The sequence below is a fragment of the Devosia epidermidihirudinis genome (assembly GCF_000971295.1).
Classification (GTDB): Bacteria; Pseudomonadota; Alphaproteobacteria; order Rhizobiales; family Devosiaceae; genus Devosia; species Devosia epidermidihirudinis.
In genome coordinates this window covers 330,100-344,351 of the sequence record NZ_LANJ01000011.1, presented here as the reverse complement: position 1 = coordinate 344,351, position 14,252 = coordinate 330,100, and the positions used below count along the sequence as shown (strand labels likewise).

Below are 14,252 nucleotides of genomic sequence, written 5' to 3'. Positions count from 1 at the left end.
ACGCGTTGAGCAAAAACGGGCAGGCATTTGACCGATGTTCGCCAGGTGACGCGGCGACCGTGGACTTGCCCGAGCCAGCCCCCCGCACCCCATCCTAAGCAACCCGCCTTGAGCGGGTTTTTTCTTGCCTGTCGAACGGAGACAATATGGCCATCGATATCGACCAGAGCCACTACAACACAGGAACCGCGACGGTCGCAGGAACTGCCGTAACAGGGCAGGGGACGGCCTGGCTGGGTGCGGTGCGCAAGGGAGACCTTTATGGCACGCACCGGGGCAGCGGCGTGCGTATTGCGTCGGTGAACAGCAATACCAGCCTGACACTGGCCTATGCCGTTACGGGATTGAACCAGACAGCCGCGGCCTATGAGATCCAGCGGACGCCCTATGACGTTGGCTATCTTGCAGCAATTGAGGATCTGATCCGCCTTTATGGTGTCGGCATTTTGCCAGCTCTGGCCGGGCTCGACGGCACGGGTGGGGACAAGCTGGTCAAGCTCACGGGCGCTGGCTCTGCGGAGGCAATTGGTGCGAAGCTTCTGCTCGCCTTAAATGCCTTGGACGGCACGGACGGTGATTGGGGCGTTGGGCTTAATGGGGAGAATTCCGCGTTCCGCTATAAGGTGACTGCGGCGGCAAGGGCCCTGCTCGACGATGCCAATGCGCCAGCGATGTTGATTACGTTGGGCGCGCAGCCAGCCGGGGACTATCAGCCAGCCGGGGACTATCAGCCTGCCGACAGTGATCTAACCGCAATCGCGGCACTCGCGACCACGACCTTTGGTCGCAACCTGCTCACATTGGCAGACCAAGCCGCCCTCCGAAGCGCCGCCAACGCCGTGAACAAGGCTGGTGATACGGCGATAGGCACGCTGGGCCTGAACGCGTACATGTATGCTGGTTCGTACAGCGGGGCTATTGGTGCTGTTGACCTGTTCGCCCCGCGTGGGCCGGGGAGTCAAGAGTTTGGCGGCGCTTTCTCTTCCTCGCTTGGCAACCTTCAAACCGGTTTTTCGATCTTCCCTGTAGCTCGAACGGGCACAGAAGTTATTGCCTCTTTTAATGTTAGAGCTGCTGCGGGTCAGACCTATTTTGAATTTACGAACACTGGCGCGCTACGCGTCCCAGGCACTCTGTCCAAGGGCTCCGGCACCTTCCTCATCGATCATCCGCTTGACCCTTTCAACAAAGACCTTGCCCACGGTTTCGTGGAAGCGCCGCGCTACGATCTCATCTATCGCGGCGTTGCGAGGCTGGTGGCGGGCCGCGCCGTCGTCAATATCGACGCCGACAGCAACATGACAGACGGCACGTTTGAGGCTCTGACCACCAACGCCGTGGTCACCAGCCTGCAAAATCAGGATGGCTTTGCGCGCACGCGCCCCGGCCCGATTGCCGGTGGGTCATTCGAGATAATCTGTGAGGACGCCGATTGCAGCGATCTCATCTCATGGGTGGTTATCGCGGAGCGCAACGACGCCTTCGCAAAAAGCGACTTGGACACAAACACAGATAGCGACGGCCGCTTCGTGCCCGAGCGCGACAAAGAGGATTGAGGATGGCCGCCACAGAAGAAGTGATTGACCAAAGCCGCATCGGGCGCCGGGGTTTTCCCCGCCACTATCAGGCGCTTGGGCTAAAGCCGCCAATGAAAACTGTGCCAATAAAGGATGGGTTACCAGACGTATCTCATCCGGGGTTGAGCGAAGAACAGGTCCTTGAGGCCGCATGGGCTGCACTTCGTGCTGAGCGTGACCGGCTGTTCCAAGTTACTCGTCCGCTAGTTGAGCGGCATGCGGAGGAGTTGGCGCTTGAACTGACAACCACGTTGAGCGCCACCGATTACCTAGCAGTGCTCGCCTACCGCCAAGCGCTACGCGATCTCCCAGTCACCACGGCTGACCCGTCAAATCCGGTTTGGCCGGTGCCGCCAACGGCTCAGGCGTAGTCTGCGCGGCAAGCTTTGCCAGATAGATGTCGCCAGACGTGGTGGCATGCACCTTCGCCACGCCCATCGCATATCTCCGATCCAGCAGCTCGCGCAACGCGGAGCTGTCCTCGACGTGATGCGGATTATTGATCAGCGATCTGAGGATGGCGACGGCTTCGGGAGATAGGGGCGTGGTGGTCATTCGCCAGCCCTACGCCGAGTCCCTGACAGACGACAACAACTAGGCCGCGATAGCAACCACCAGCGCGCCAATCGCGAACGCAGCAGCCGACCAGGCCAACAGGTTCAGCCATGCTTCTTGGCGCCGCCGCCGGCTAAGGTCATGAACTGGTGGTTGCGCTTGCGCGTCCGCAATCCGACGTGATGCCCGGGCGCGCTGGACCTTAAGCGCTTGTTCTAGACTAAAGCGACGCGGCGGCCCCGCCCACTTCAAGCGTCTAAACGCGAACAGGTTTGACCTTTGGCTCTGGGCTTCACGATGTACGTTGTTGTCCATGCCCAAATGTCGGACGGTCAGGCTGGATCGTCCAGCACATCAAATCGACAACGTTAACTACAGATGAGGAGGCCATCATGGCCGAGACCAACTTTGCCCAACCTCTGGGTGAGGTGCCTTAGCACGAGGGGGGATGGGCCCACTGCCTGTAGCGTCTGTGGCGGCTGCAGCCCGACGGCCCCCCAGCTTCGAACAAGATCTTCGTCCGACACCGGGCTGCAAAAGGAGGCTAGCCGATCACGCACGAGGTGTCACCCTCGCAAGGTCTCAGTTACCGGGCATGCCGCTCACAATTCTTATTCCCAAGAAGCACCAATCGCAGCGCTCGGGGGCGACTTGGTTTTAGATAAGTGAGCCACGTCGCCTCATCGATCGCGTCGCTGACCAATTGCCTTAGGGGATCGGCGGCGGGGTCATTCGCGAGAATTGCGAGGGCCTGTTCAAGTTGGTCACACACCCGCTGATAGAGCGGATTGGGACGGTAATTTGCTTCCATTTCGTCCTCCGCGAGCCCCGCACTGGTGTGCGCCATTATTATTGATGCTGCGTGCGGCGCAACGTTTCAAATTTACGCGAATTCTTATCAACCACAGGAGGCCAACATGGCTGACAACGTGCCCAACGGCGCGGCGATTTTGCTCGCCTTCATCCGCGTGACGGAGACCGGCCGCAATGATACTTCCGCCTACACAACGATCTACGGTCACAACGAAGGCAGGCTGCCCAGGCCCATCACGTCCATGACCGTTGATCAGATCATTGCGGCGGGGCCGGGCTGGACCAGGGCCTTCAAGTCGTCTGCGGCTGGCGCCTACCAGTTCATGAACGCCACGCTGAAAGACCTCAAGCTGTCTCTGGGCCTGACGGGCGGGGAGGTGTTCACCCCGGCGCTGCAAGACCGCCTCGGGCTCGCGCTGCTCAAGCGCAGGGGCTTTGAGGGGTTCATGGCTGGCACGATCGGTCGCAATGCCTTCGGTCTGGGCCTCGCCCGTGAATGGGCCTCGTTTCCGGTGCTGGCTGATGTCAAAGGCGCACATCGTCAGGTGGCGCGCGGCGAAACCTACTATGCCGGCGACAAGCTCAACAAGGCGCTGGTGAAACCCGACGCCGTCGAGGCAATGCTGACTGAGGTCAAGGCCGGTCATGTGGCCCCGGACCAGAGCGGTACAACGGCGGCAGCACGGCCCGCGCCACCATGTCGAGCCATCTTCATCACCATCATCATCCTGGCCGCTCTCGCAGCGGCCTTTTTCTTGTCCACTCGAGTGCGGTTCTGACGTCAAATTCAGACCAAGGCGATGACCTCGACGATATCTTCCTGGCTTGCTGAAAGATCCGCTTGGGCGACCATGAAATTGTGCGGTCCGATCAAAAGGTTTCTCATCCCTTCAAGCCGGTATTGTCGCCAGCCAGGTGCTTGGTTCAAAGGGCCAGCTGAGGCTTCCCAAGCGATTAGCGCCAAGCCGCCATCCTCGGCCTTGCCCAAGATGTACGGGTGGGCCGTGCACGGCACCCCCTCATAGGTGAACTTGACTATCTTCCGTGTGCGGATCGCGGTCGCAATGGTCTCTTCGAACACGATGCCCCCCCGAGCAACGCCAATCGAATGTGGTGTGACGGGAATTATTACTCACGAGCTTTCGACCGACAAGGCCATCCATGCGGTGGCCTTTTCCATGCGCGCTAAGGAGGCGCCGTACTATGTTCCAAAACGTCATCATCGGCTGGCTGGCCCGCCGCATCCTCGAAATCGGCGGCCTCATCGGGGCAGGGCTCACGGCATGGAATAACCTGCCACCCGCCACCCAGGAGGCGGTTCTGTCGATCCTGGGGAATAACTGGGAACAGATCACGCTCGGCGCGCTGGTGCCGTTGGGTGCAATGCTCTGGGGCTACGTCTGGTCCGCGCTCAGCACGTTCAAGCCGCAGGTTGTGACCAGTGATGGTAAGCGCATCGCTCTCTCACGCACGGGCGCCGCAGAAGCCGAGGCGATTGCCAAGCTCCGCCCGCCGCGCACGCTCTGGGAACGCCTGACCGGCAAGTAACACCGGGCGGCGAAGGCCGCTCGTCTTTCTCCAACGTGCAGGGGCACACATGAACAAAGAAAATGCATTTGGAACCGTCACAGGCACCGCGGGCGCAACGTTCCCATGGTGGTCAACGGTGGTGGATGCTGCCACTGGAGCAAATCAATTGATGGTTGGGGTACTTGGCCTGGTCGTGCTCGGCCTCACCGTGCGCAAGATGTGGCTTGAGAGCCAAATAGCCAGCCGTCGACTTCGCGAATTTGATCGTGAACACTAGTTCAAGTCGGGACGGAATCTCAGGTGTCTAAAAGGCATCGTCCTTCCGACTGATGGACTGACTTAAGACCTGTTCCGTCAGCAAAGCCCGGACTACGCCCGCCGCGTCATCATTGGGGCAGGGAAGAGTCACCATCTTGCCAGCAAGGTTCGCATGAATCATGCCGTGTTCGACATAAAACGCGGACTTGAAGGTTCTGCCTTGATCTGTGATTTCGACCTCTTGCACCAGCTGACTGCGTGTCATGTCAGAAGCTCCCTCGTAAATAGGACTAGGCACAGCCAATGCGAGTTTCAAGCTCTGCAACGCCTGCTGGATCTGAGAGTAGAAATCCAAACAAAAGCCCCGCAATAGCGGGGCAGGTCATGCACGGGTGTTTAAGAGATCCGGCCTTCTTTTTTGAGCCTATTTCATTCCGCTACAGGGCGTATTGGGGCTGATCCTGTCGGATGGTCCGAAAAACGCTCCGGCTGCCGTCTGAATTGGGCCTCCAGCCTTGTTCCAAGATATTAGCACGTCGGGCAGCGTCTTCAACTGCACCGCGGGCAATCTCAGCCCCAATCCCTCCATCAATGGCTTCCTGGCAAAGGAACCGCGCCCTGCGGTAGTGCGCCGTGCGCTCAGCGGGCCAATGCACATCCAGGTACTCTAACGCCTCCCAGGCACTTCTTGCCTGAAAGTTGCCGGTGGCATTGAGCGTCAAAAAAAATGGGTTCTTGAAGGGTCTATGTCCCATCACTTCCTCCGATGGTCTGAACAAGCGATGCGGATTTCCGCTTCGGGGAGATGGGAAGCGCCCTCCAGCCCGTCAAGTCAGGTTGCTTAAAGAAAAGCCCCGCCGAAGCGAGGCAGTAGGAGACTCTGGAGTGAGTGGGCTGTCCTGCGCGAGCAGCAACAGAACCGCAAAACGGTGAGGGATGGTATTGGTTCCAGTAAAATCCCGCACGTATCCACCTGGGTTGGGTCGCATCAGAGCAACAAAGCTGAGACCGCTTCCGCGCTACTTAGATTGACCGACGCCTGTAACGGCAAAAATAACCGTGCCCTGTTGCGATGCCATCATGGTAGCTGTTCTCATTGCAGACCTGTGTCTGAGTACGAGTCGGTTCATGACGCAATTCCCTTTCGGCAACTCCGTCATGGCACAAGCCATACGAGACTTCGACTGGAGCCAAACCAATTTAGGAAGTCCCAACCATTGGCCGGAGAGCCTTCGTACATTGGTGGGATTGCTAGTCGAGTCTGAGTTTCCCAAGGCCCTGATGTGGGGAGCGGACCTCATCACATTCCACAATGACGCGTTTCTCAAGATTCTAGGTGAAAAGCCTGGGGCTCTTGGGCGCCCGTTCTCGGAGGTTTGGTCGGAGGCGTGGGATAGCATTGGGCCCATAGCCGTTCGAGCTTTCGAAGGGGAAGCCACCTACATCGAGGATTTTCCTCTCCAGATTAATCGCTCTGGTGTGCCGGAGGAGGCCTACTTTACTTTCTGCTATAGCCCGGTTCGGGACTATTCTGGTGCAGTCGTTGGGATCATGGACACGGTAGTGGAAACCACCCGCACCGTGCTCGCCAAAAAGAACGATGCCGTTCTCAAACGAGAGCTCGCCCACAGGGTCAAAAACATCATCGCGGTGACTTCCGCCGTGGTGAACTCGACGCTGCGTACGTCTCTATCACTGGAAGACGCTCGCTCGTCTGTGTCGAGGCGTATCGAGGCTTTGGGACGCGCCCAGGGGCTAATGGAGGGTGGACTTAATGGCATCACCGTCACGGGGGTTATCCGCGATACACTGACGCCTATAGCGGAAGATTGGTCGCGAATTTCCCTGACCGGACCCGACCTGGTATTGGCGCCACAACAGAACATGGCCCTGTCGCTGGCGCTTTATGAGCTGGGCACAAACGCGCTCAAGTACGGCGCACTTTCGAGTGAGAAGGGCACCGTCGGCCTGAGCTGGTCTGCCAGTCAGAACGGGGGCTTTTCTTTCGAGTGGGTTGAACGAGGAGGGCCAGAGGTTTCGCCTCCGAAACGTTTGGGATTTGGCTCGCGCCTCACCGGCAGAATTGTTCCTGCCTATTTCAACGGCGAGGGAAAGGTGGACTACCAAGCCTCGGGCGTTCGTTTCAGCCTGAATGGTCGGTGTATGTAGGCTTGGGCAGCGGTGCGGGAGGTGGCTTTTGAGGGTCAATCACTTGGCCGTGGCGGAGGCTTGTCCTTGAGCCTTATGTCAGCATCGCGTTCCCGTAAGGTGCGCTCCAGCGCGATAAACCAGAACTCCTGTTCCTGACCAAACGGCTTTCCTGCCGCCTCCCACAGGAAAAATGCGGTCTCCCGGACTTTGCGATCGAATTCCGGGTCGACCCAAGGATCCCCAGTCATATTTGCTCCATTTGCGCACTCCGGTCACCTCGACCGGAGTGCTCGTGGTTTGATCGAGTCGGAAGGGGTGTATAAGAGGGCCGCTAATCAGGCCGATTGCGCTTCGGGATTTGCCACCTGCGCGCCGAGTGCCGACAACGTTTGATCTGTGGCGGTTTCTTCCTTGAGCGTGGCGTCCAGAAGGGCGACGGCATCTTTGTGACCAAGCTGAGCTGCCCAGGTCTTTAGGGTACCGTAGCGAGCTATTTCATAATGCTCAACTGCTTGCGCAGCGGCGACGAGGCCAGCATCTAGCGCCTTTGTGCCCTTGTAATCTTCGATGATCTCCTTGCCTTCATCGATAATGCCAAGGATTGCCTCACAGGTTTTGCCGCGTGCCGCCTTTCCCAGATAGTCAAAGATTTGCTCAAGGCGGTCGACGTGGCCCTCGGTTTCGTCTCTGTGCTTTTCAAATCCAGCTTTGAGTTCTGGAGCTACAGCCGCCTTTGCCATCTTCGGCAGGGCCTTCAGGATTTGCTTCTCAGCAAAGTAAATGTCTTTGAGCGTGTCGAGGAACAGGTCGTCGAGTGTCTTCTCAGCCATTTTGTTTCCCTAAGGTGGATGATTGCGGCGTCTGAACGACCAAGTTCGGGCAATCGTTCCATGGGGAAAGCCGGGAATTCTCTAGTAGGCCACGTGGGGCGAGCGCGGTCGCGGCATCTCGCCCCTTGCTTCGCGTCGCCGCGCGAAACAAGGGAGAGTTTATCACGGTTTTCGTGCGGAATGACTTGGACGTAAGTCGGACATGGTGGCAAGGACCCCGAATAGGGTCCTTGCCCGGAGCCGCCCCCCCAGGCTCCATCGGCGACTATACGGCGGAAAGTTGGGAAAGATAGTGACCATGCCGGCCTGTCGTGAAGATGGCAATCGGATGGTGGAACTGCGCTGGTAGCAGAAAAGAAGGCCCCGCCGAGGCGGGGCAGTTAAGGGCCACAACAAGTCTGCGGAACATCAGGCAGACCTCCTGTTGGTGACGATCGTCACCGTTCGGTGAAACGCCACTCTCGTGCTTCGGTTCCGACAAAAGCTCCCCAAAGTTTTGCTCAGCCGAATATGCCGCGGGCCGAATTATGAACATCATTCGCGGATGGAGTCCCAGCTCGTGAATTGACTCTCGTCCATGCATGTTCTTACTTCGTTCTCATTTTGGAGAGCGAGTCATGGGCATTGCAATTCAGGTGTCACCATCGGCACAGATCCGCCGGTTGCGGGATACAGGGCTGGACGCCGCGGACATTGCTCAGCTGACAGGCTGGCCAGCGGGTAAGGTCAAGGCCGCTTTGGCGGTCAAGCGTCCCCTCAAAAAATGAGCATGACGCCCAGTCGGCGCTTGGTCGACAGCCTTACGATTGCTGACATAGCCATAGACGGGCGTCTCTTTGTGGTTCGGTGCAACCATTGTCGTCGCACCACCTATTTCCTCGCCTCTGACCTTGCGACGTATTACGGCCCGCAAACCCTGATCAACACCCTGTTCAATCGATGCTCGCAGTGTGGCAAGCGCGAGTACATGAAAGTCACCCACCGTCTCCCCGACCTGGATGATGATGGCGCGTTGACGATCCGGAGGCCAAAGCAGATTTGGCGCTGGACAGACGAAATCTATTGGCAGGACGGCAAGCCGCCCTCGCGTGGTCAGTTTCGCCCTAAGCGTTAGAGCGGGTGGAGTGGCGTGCTGCCGTAGTTTGCATCTGGGTCGCCAGAGGGCGCATCCGAATTACCGGAACGATCCCTATGACGGGCCGTTGGACTCACTTGGCCAACACAAGGAGTGCCAAGCGATGTTCATGAGAGTCGACAGACTGATCACCGAGCTCCCGCCTGCCAAGAAGCAGGACCCCAATGCTGCGGCTGCACTGCAAGAATTGCTGGGCGGAAAATATGGCGAGATGTCCACCCTCGGAAACTACATGTTTCAGAGCTTCAATTTCCGCTCGAAGGACAAGCTGCGCCCGTTTTACTCACTTGTTGCGTCGATCACTGCAGAGGAGCTGGCACACGTCGAGCTCGTCAGCAACGGTGTTGCCATGCTCAACAATGGTCCTGAGAAGCCCAATGGTGACATGGGCGACGGTGGCGATATCTCAAAATCGCCCTTTGAGGCCATGGAAGACATTCGGTTGGCGTCCGCTTTTTTCGCCAACGGCGGCGGCGCAACTCCTGTCAACGCCAACGGGGCATCGTGGAATAACGACTTCATCACAACTACAGGCAACGTGATTTTTGACTTGCTACATAACTTCCATCTCGAGTGCGGCGCGCGTTTGCATAAACTTCGGGTTTACGAGACGCTGGCTGCGGACAACGCGACCGGTAGGGAGGTGTGCGGCTACCTACTGGTGCGCGGCTCGGTACACGCCCATTCATATGCCCTGGCCTTGGAAAAACTGACCGGCGTCGACATCAAGAAAATGCTGCCGACGCCAAACATTGATCTGTCAAAGATCCCCGAAAGCCAGAGGTATCTGGATGAGGGCTCGCATCGTCGCCTCTACACTTGGAGCCAGGACGACTACAAAGAGATTTCGGGCATCTGGTCCAATGACGAAGTCGCGCTGCCAGGTGATCCTCCGGGACCGCTGGAAGTCATCGAGGGCATTCCTGACGGTGGCAAAATGCAGCAACTGCAGGGTGTGCCCGCCGCCTTCACTCCTGACTACGCGCCAGAGGAATTCTACGAGATCGCATCAAAGCTCTACAAGGCCTCACGTTAGCCTCATCGGGACGGTGCATGTGACCGAAATGAACATGGGGCGCACTCCGCCCAAGCTGGCAGAAGCCGCTGAGGAAAGCTGAAGCAATGAGAGGTGGGCTGGGTGCTGCCAAAGCATCCAGCCCGTGCGTTCGCGTCGCCGCGCGAAGCAACTGGGTCACGCCGTCCGCAGGAGCGGCCCGGACTACGGGTCTAGATATATAGTATCGCCCATCTTAAGTGCCGACTGACGCGCCGATCGTTCGTTTAGGCGGGTTAGAAGTAGCGCTCGGACTCGCTCGGTCGTGTCCTCCTCATTTACCGAGAATTTCTCTATCAAGCCCAGAACCTGGGCCCGAACCGTGCTGTCCTCAATGTAAAACGAGGCAGTATAAGTCGCCAGCTCGTGGGTCACCTCCACCTCGTAAATCAGATGATTTTGCAGGTTTTGCGTGAAGTTGTGCAACTCCCAATAGCTCCTATTGCAGTAGTTTCTCTGGTATTTTGGATGTCTTTATTGGCGGAATTCCAAATGTGGTGGCTGTTTTGTTCTGAATAATTCAGCGTTATGCTTGCTGATATAAGATCTCACTAATGCCGCCAATCAATGCCGGCGGCCTCATTTCCGGATGCATTGGTAAATATATCGCAAGGTTTTATTTGCGTCGGTGAATTTCACAGTCCCGATTTATGACGATATCGCAGTCTCAGCGTCTGTGAGAGCATTGCGTTACTGGAATTTCGGAAGAAGGAACCTGATTTCCGAGTGGCATGATGGCCGCAATGTTTAATGAATGGTTAATGCCATCGACGGTTATCGCATTTTATTGGATTTGCGATTGTGTTTGCTAAAAACGAGTCCGCATCTTCTGCGGTTGAATTTGCGATATTGGCCCCAGTATTCCTCATGCTTGTCATTGGCATGCTCGCGTATGGGATATATTTTGGCGCCGCGCACACAGTGCAGCAGCTAGCGGCAGACGCGGCGCGCGCTACTATCTCGGGGCTGTCGGCCCCGGAACGGTCCAGGATAGTTGACGATTTCATTGAGCGGAATGCTTCTGCCTATATCCTGATCGACAAACGCCGCCTCACTCATACCGCTAAGGATAGTCGCACTGACCCTGACCAGTATGTGGTGGAGGTGTCGTACGACGCTTCGCTGCTTCCGATTTGGAGCCTCTACCCCCCGATCCCCCTGCCTTCGCCGACGATCAGCTTTGCTTCAACCATAAGGAAGGGCGGGAGGTAGCTGATGCTGACTAGATTTTGGCGGTGTCAGGAAGGGAACATGGCTGTGCTATTCGCCCTCCTTTTCGGGCTGATGACTGTGGCGGGAGCCTTTGCGGTAGATGCGGGCATGCTATATCTCGAAAAGCGCAGGGTTCAGTCGGCTGTGGATATGGCGGCGATTGCCGCAGCGCGGGATCCTAGTCGCGGGTTCGAGCTTGCCCGTCAGGTAATATCCGACTTTGGATTGGTGCCGGGCGACCTGAAGGTCGAAGAGCTCAAGAAGCCAGATAGCCCGTACCGCTTAGCCTCGACCGCAGGGGTATACACGCCGAATCCTAACGTCGAGGCCGAAGATCGCTTCGTGGGCGGCGGGGCAGCGGTTAACGCGGTCTTGGTTCGCTATTCTGCTCCGGGGCGATTGTTCTTCGCAAATGCCTGGAGCCCCATACCCGAGATCGGCGCAGAGGCCCTTGCCGCCACTGAGGCGCGTATCTCCTTTAGCATCGGCTCAAGGCTGGCCGCGCTGTCAGGGGGTGATGTCAACAAGTTGCTCAACTCGCTGCTTGGCACCTCCGTCGCCTTAAGGTTGGTGGATTACAATGCGTTGGCCAACGTCAAGTTGAATGCGCTGGAGTTCCTGGATGCCTTGGGGATTGAACTTGGGCTGACAGCCGGAACTTATGAAAGCCTGCTCAGCGCCCAGGCGACCCATTCTCAAATTGGCCGGGCCTTAGCAGATACGGTGAAGTTGTCCGATCGTCTGGCCGTCCAGGTGGTTACTAAGGTGCTGGGCAATAAGCCAGTCAAGGTCGGTAATCTGATCAGCCTTGGTGGCTATGGGGAGCGGGGAATTGGCTCCCTTGGCAAGTCCATTGGCGCCACGGTTACGGCGCTGGATGTGTTGCGCGCCGCCGCCGGCCTAGCAAACGGCACAAAGCAAGCTCAGTTGGATCTTGGCGTGCAAATCCCGGGGATTGCTGCATTGGATGCGACGCTCGCAATCGGGGAGCCGATGCAATCCTCCGGCTGGATAGCCGTTGGTGCGGTGGGCGCAAAGCTAGAGACTGCTCAGGTTCGGTTGCTCGTACGGGTTGAGATCCCGGGAGTGCTTGGCATCTTGCCAATCCGAGTGCTGCTGCCAGTTTATCTTGAGGTCGCTCAGTCTGAGGCTGTGGTGACAAGCATAAGCTGCCCAACTAGCTCTTCGCCCCAGGGCTCCGCCGTCATTCGCGCTACGCCCGGTGTGGCGCGCCTGAGAATAGGCAACGTCAATATGAGTTCATTTCGCGATTTTAGCCGGTCGCCAATCTCGGGCCCCGCAAAATTGCTCGATTTGCTGGTTGTTCGCGTGACAGCGTCCGCCGACCTGCAGGTCTCACAGCAGCGGCCGGTGACACTCAACTTCAGCTCTCGAGATATCGCGCAGGGCAACATCCAAACTGCGAGCACGCGGACAGTGGTGGGGTCTCTCACGACATCATTGCTGCGGCAGACATCACTGTCGGTCGATCTGCTGACCATCCCGCTGTTGTCGATCGATGTTGTCCTCAAAGTCGTTGCGGGCCTTTTGACGCCCGTAGCGCCAGTTGTTGATGCGGTGCTGAATCAGTTGCTGGACACGCTCGGTCTGTCCGTCGGGGAAATGGATGTCAAAGTCATCGGGGTCGATTGTTCGACACCCGTCTTGGTTGGATGAAGGGAGGTAGGGATGCGTTACGAACGAATTGATCGAAACAGTCTGCAGCCCGGCGAGGCCGCGTGGATGCTCTACATGGAGCATGACGATCTATTTGGGGCGGTTCTGCTCAAAAGGCCGGATGGCCGCTATGTCGAGCAGCGATACACCACCAGGACTTCCGTTATCGAATCTCTCGATGCCCTGATGAAGGCCGGGGCGAGTAAAGAACGTATTCTTGTCGTGCTTGACGATGATGCCTACTGGCCAGAGTTTTTCCCAATACTGAGGGAGCGTCGAGCTGCTGTTGGCGCCGTTTTATAAGAAAAACTCGCCAGTGGCGAGGTGAATGATAAAAATAAGAATCAAGTGATTCTACTCAGTAAACGGATAATCCGGAGATCGTTGTTCATATTGTGTAGTTAGTATTTTAGGAGGTCGCAATGAACCGCAGTGTTCTTGCTTTATCTGTTTTGGCTTCTAGCTTGATTGTGTTTTCTTCGGCGTCTGTGTCGGCCCAATCGTTGCTCGGTATTATTGGGGGCAAGGATAGCGGCGCGCTTATTACCGTTGATAAGGGGTCTGCAGGATCGTCTGGATTAGTCAACCTGGGCCTTGGCGGGGGTGGAGGCAATGTGGTCGACGCGAACGTCGGCGGCGGCGCGGTCAAAGCAAACGCGTCAGTTGGCGGCTCGGGTGGGCTTGTTAACGCAAACGCATCAGTCGGCGGATCAAGTGGCCTTGTAAATGCCAACGTTTCTGTGGGCGGCTCCAATGGCCTGGTTGATGCCAATGTGGGCGCGCTCAACAACAACGTTAACGTGAAAGCCAACGTTGGTGGCTCGGGTGGCCTTGTAAATGTTGGTGTCGGCATCGGCGGTGGCGGCAATGGTGGTGGCGGCAATGGTGGTGGTGGCAACGGCGGTGGTGGCAACGGCGGTGGTGGCAACGGCGGCGGCGGCAATGGCGGCGGCAATGGCGGCGGCAATGGCGGTGGCGGCAATGGCGGCAACGGCGGCTTTGCTGCAGTCAATGGCGGTGGCAGCACGTTCTCCGATCCAGCGGGGTGCATTGGCGGCAACGCAAACCAGTTGCTCGCTCTTTTTCAGGGAACAAAGGTGTCTGGGTGGAACACGGCTAATAACATTCAGCTTGTTCCGATCCGCGTATGCCCCGAGCTTCGCAAGCAGGTGGCGAACTATCTCGCCAATGAACGAAAGTACCACCAAATGGTCGGCGCCATTCAGACAGATGCTTTGATTCAGGCTGCGTTGAGCCGGACAAAGTATCAGCCTGGTCACGTCGTCGGTGTCCAAAAGCAGGGAGCCACGCTTGTCGTTTACGTATTCTGATGGTCCGCCAGCATCAGGTCACGCTAGCCGGTCGCCAAAGGGCGGCCGGTTTTTATTTGGTGGTATGGACGATTGCCTCCATCGATGAGTTTGTCCGACGACCAGTTGGTGATCTGAGCTCAGCCAGAC

Annotated in this window: 19 protein-coding genes; 13 read left to right on the top strand and 6 right to left on the bottom strand. The window is 57.6% G+C overall.

What is annotated here, in order from left to right; translation table 11 throughout:
* Positions 1–146 precede the first annotated feature (146 nt).
* Together WH87_RS18800 and WH87_RS20375 are read left to right on the top strand one after the other, a co-directional pair.
* Positions 147–1,556, top strand: a complete 1,410-nt coding sequence (locus WH87_RS18800; protein ID WP_052726311.1) for an autotransporter outer membrane beta-barrel domain-containing protein — start codon at positions 147–149, stop codon at positions 1,554–1,556.
* Between the two features lie 2 nt (positions 1,557–1,558).
* Positions 1,559–1,948: a phage tail assembly chaperone gene (locus WH87_RS20375; RefSeq protein WP_046138278.1), complete on the top strand. Its 390-nt coding sequence runs from the start codon at positions 1,559–1,561 to the stop codon at positions 1,946–1,948.
* On the opposite strand, the gene WH87_RS19525 is transcribed toward WH87_RS20375, so the two are convergent.
* Positions 1,890–2,132, bottom strand: coding sequence for a hypothetical protein (locus WH87_RS19525; RefSeq protein ID WP_052726312.1), 243 nt, complete (start codon positions 2,130–2,132; stop codon positions 1,890–1,892). The genes WH87_RS20375 and WH87_RS19525 overlap by 59 nt on opposite strands.
* Before the next feature lie 917 nt (positions 2,133–3,049).
* Here WH87_RS19525 and WH87_RS04655 point away from each other — a divergent pair.
* The gene (locus WH87_RS04655; protein WP_052726313.1) at positions 3,050–3,724 is read left to right on the top strand and encodes a lysozyme family protein; all 675 of its coding nucleotides are present in this window, start codon (positions 3,050–3,052) and stop codon (positions 3,722–3,724) included.
* A gap of 8 nt (positions 3,725–3,732) precedes the next feature.
* On the opposite strand, the gene WH87_RS04650 is transcribed toward WH87_RS04655, so the two are convergent.
* Positions 3,733–4,026: a WYL domain-containing protein gene (locus tag WH87_RS04650; protein ID WP_046138281.1), complete on the bottom strand. Its 294-nt coding sequence runs from the start codon at positions 4,024–4,026 to the stop codon at positions 3,733–3,735.
* Positions 4,027–4,148: 122 nt separating this feature from the next.
* On the opposite strand from WH87_RS04650, the gene WH87_RS04645 reads away from it, so the two are divergent.
* Entirely contained in the window at positions 4,149–4,493 is a 345-nt protein-coding gene (locus WH87_RS04645) for a hypothetical protein (protein ID WP_046138282.1), read from the top strand.
* A gap of 49 nt (positions 4,494–4,542) precedes the next feature.
* The gene (locus WH87_RS04640; RefSeq protein WP_046138283.1) at positions 4,543–4,752 is read left to right on the top strand and encodes a hypothetical protein; all 210 of its coding nucleotides are present in this window, start codon (positions 4,543–4,545) and stop codon (positions 4,750–4,752) included.
* Positions 4,753–4,779: 27 nt separating this feature from the next.
* Here WH87_RS04640 and WH87_RS04635 read toward each other — a convergent pair whose 3' ends face one another.
* Both WH87_RS04635 and WH87_RS20370 read right to left on the bottom strand, forming a co-directional pair.
* The gene (locus tag WH87_RS04635) at positions 4,780–4,998 is read right to left on the bottom strand and encodes a hypothetical protein (protein WP_156458070.1); all 219 of its coding nucleotides are present in this window, start codon (positions 4,996–4,998) and stop codon (positions 4,780–4,782) included.
* A 172-nt stretch (positions 4,999–5,170) separates the two neighbouring features.
* Positions 5,171–5,488: a DUF982 domain-containing protein gene (locus WH87_RS20370; protein WP_046138285.1), complete on the bottom strand. Its 318-nt coding sequence runs from the start codon at positions 5,486–5,488 to the stop codon at positions 5,171–5,173.
* 373 nt (positions 5,489–5,861) lie between these two features.
* Here WH87_RS20370 and WH87_RS04625 point away from each other — a divergent pair, with 373 nt between their 5' ends.
* Positions 5,862–6,902 (top strand): sensor histidine kinase, encoded by a 1,041-nt coding sequence (locus WH87_RS04625; protein ID WP_046138286.1) that lies wholly within the window; start codon positions 5,862–5,864, stop codon positions 6,900–6,902.
* Between the two features lie 35 nt (positions 6,903–6,937).
* Here WH87_RS04625 and WH87_RS04620 read toward each other — a convergent pair whose 3' ends face one another.
* Positions 6,938–7,132 carry a DUF2934 domain-containing protein gene (locus tag WH87_RS04620; protein WP_046138287.1) on the bottom strand — a complete coding sequence of 65 codons (195 nt, stop codon included), beginning with the start codon at positions 7,130–7,132 and terminating at the stop codon, positions 6,938–6,940.
* Positions 7,133–7,219: 87 nt separating this feature from the next.
* A complete protein-coding gene (locus WH87_RS04615; RefSeq protein WP_046138288.1) occupies positions 7,220–7,714 on the bottom strand; it encodes a YciE/YciF ferroxidase family protein in 495 nt (164 codons plus the stop codon).
* 617 nt (positions 7,715–8,331) lie between these two features.
* On the opposite strand from WH87_RS04615, the gene WH87_RS19520 reads away from it, so the two are divergent.
* From WH87_RS19520 to WH87_RS19745, 7 genes are all read left to right on the top strand, one after another.
* Entirely contained in the window at positions 8,332–8,481 is a 150-nt protein-coding gene (locus WH87_RS19520) for a hypothetical protein (RefSeq protein WP_156458067.1), read from the top strand.
* The gene (locus tag WH87_RS04605; RefSeq protein ID WP_046138290.1) at positions 8,478–8,828 is read left to right on the top strand and encodes a hypothetical protein; all 351 of its coding nucleotides are present in this window, start codon (positions 8,478–8,480) and stop codon (positions 8,826–8,828) included. Before WH87_RS19520 ends, WH87_RS04605 begins: the two co-directional genes overlap by 4 nt.
* Before the next feature lie 124 nt (positions 8,829–8,952).
* Positions 8,953–9,885: a manganese catalase family protein gene (locus tag WH87_RS04600; RefSeq protein WP_046138291.1), complete on the top strand. Its 933-nt coding sequence runs from the start codon at positions 8,953–8,955 to the stop codon at positions 9,883–9,885.
* An 819-nt stretch (positions 9,886–10,704) separates the two neighbouring features.
* A complete protein-coding gene (locus WH87_RS04590; RefSeq protein ID WP_281175164.1) occupies positions 10,705–11,115 on the top strand; it encodes a TadE family protein in 411 nt (136 codons plus the stop codon).
* A 39-nt stretch (positions 11,116–11,154) separates the two neighbouring features.
* Entirely contained in the window at positions 11,155–12,792 is a 1,638-nt protein-coding gene (locus WH87_RS04585) for a pilus assembly protein TadG-related protein (RefSeq protein ID WP_046173220.1), read from the top strand.
* Positions 12,793–12,804: 12 nt separating this feature from the next.
* The gene (locus WH87_RS04580; RefSeq protein ID WP_046138294.1) at positions 12,805–13,095 is read left to right on the top strand and encodes a hypothetical protein; all 291 of its coding nucleotides are present in this window, start codon (positions 12,805–12,807) and stop codon (positions 13,093–13,095) included.
* Between the two features lie 119 nt (positions 13,096–13,214).
* Positions 13,215–14,123 (top strand): hypothetical protein, encoded by a 909-nt coding sequence (locus WH87_RS19745; protein WP_197410722.1) that lies wholly within the window; start codon positions 13,215–13,217, stop codon positions 14,121–14,123.
* The last annotated feature ends 129 nt before the right edge of the window (positions 14,124–14,252 follow it).

What these genes read in the sequence shown, in the direction of transcription:
- WH87_RS18800 (WP_052726311.1), top strand. Translation starts at nt 147, where the DNA reads ATGGCCATCGATATCGACCAGAGCCACTACAACACAGGAACCGCGACG.
- WH87_RS20375 (WP_046138278.1), top strand. Translation starts at nt 1,559, where the DNA reads ATGGCCGCCACAGAAGAAGTGATTGACCAAAGCCGCATCGGGCGCCGG.
- WH87_RS19525 (WP_052726312.1), bottom strand. Translation starts at nt 2,132, where the DNA reads ATGACCACCACGCCCCTATCTCCCGAAGCCGTCGCCATCCTCAGATCG.
- WH87_RS04655 (WP_052726313.1), top strand. Translation starts at nt 3,050, where the DNA reads ATGGCTGACAACGTGCCCAACGGCGCGGCGATTTTGCTCGCCTTCATC.
- WH87_RS04645 (WP_046138282.1), top strand. Translation starts at nt 4,149, where the DNA reads ATGTTCCAAAACGTCATCATCGGCTGGCTGGCCCGCCGCATCCTCGAA.
- WH87_RS04640 (WP_046138283.1), top strand. Translation starts at nt 4,543, where the DNA reads ATGAACAAAGAAAATGCATTTGGAACCGTCACAGGCACCGCGGGCGCA.
- WH87_RS04635 (WP_156458070.1), bottom strand. Translation starts at nt 4,998, where the DNA reads ATGACACGCAGTCAGCTGGTGCAAGAGGTCGAAATCACAGATCAAGGC.
- WH87_RS20370 (WP_046138285.1), bottom strand. Translation starts at nt 5,488, where the DNA reads ATGGGACATAGACCCTTCAAGAACCCATTTTTTTTGACGCTCAATGCC.
- WH87_RS04625 (WP_046138286.1), top strand. Translation starts at nt 5,862, where the DNA reads ATGACGCAATTCCCTTTCGGCAACTCCGTCATGGCACAAGCCATACGA.
- WH87_RS04620 (WP_046138287.1), bottom strand. Translation starts at nt 7,132, where the DNA reads ATGACTGGGGATCCTTGGGTCGACCCGGAATTCGATCGCAAAGTCCGG.
- WH87_RS04615 (WP_046138288.1), bottom strand. Translation starts at nt 7,714, where the DNA reads ATGGCTGAGAAGACACTCGACGACCTGTTCCTCGACACGCTCAAAGAC.
- WH87_RS19520 (WP_156458067.1), top strand. Translation starts at nt 8,332, where the DNA reads ATGGGCATTGCAATTCAGGTGTCACCATCGGCACAGATCCGCCGGTTG.
- WH87_RS04605 (WP_046138290.1), top strand. Translation starts at nt 8,478, where the DNA reads ATGAGCATGACGCCCAGTCGGCGCTTGGTCGACAGCCTTACGATTGCT.
- WH87_RS04600 (WP_046138291.1), top strand. Translation starts at nt 8,953, where the DNA reads ATGTTCATGAGAGTCGACAGACTGATCACCGAGCTCCCGCCTGCCAAG.
- WH87_RS04585 (WP_046173220.1), top strand. Translation starts at nt 11,155, where the DNA reads ATGGCTGTGCTATTCGCCCTCCTTTTCGGGCTGATGACTGTGGCGGGA.
- WH87_RS04580 (WP_046138294.1), top strand. Translation starts at nt 12,805, where the DNA reads ATGCGTTACGAACGAATTGATCGAAACAGTCTGCAGCCCGGCGAGGCC.
- WH87_RS19745 (WP_197410722.1), top strand. Translation starts at nt 13,215, where the DNA reads ATGAACCGCAGTGTTCTTGCTTTATCTGTTTTGGCTTCTAGCTTGATT.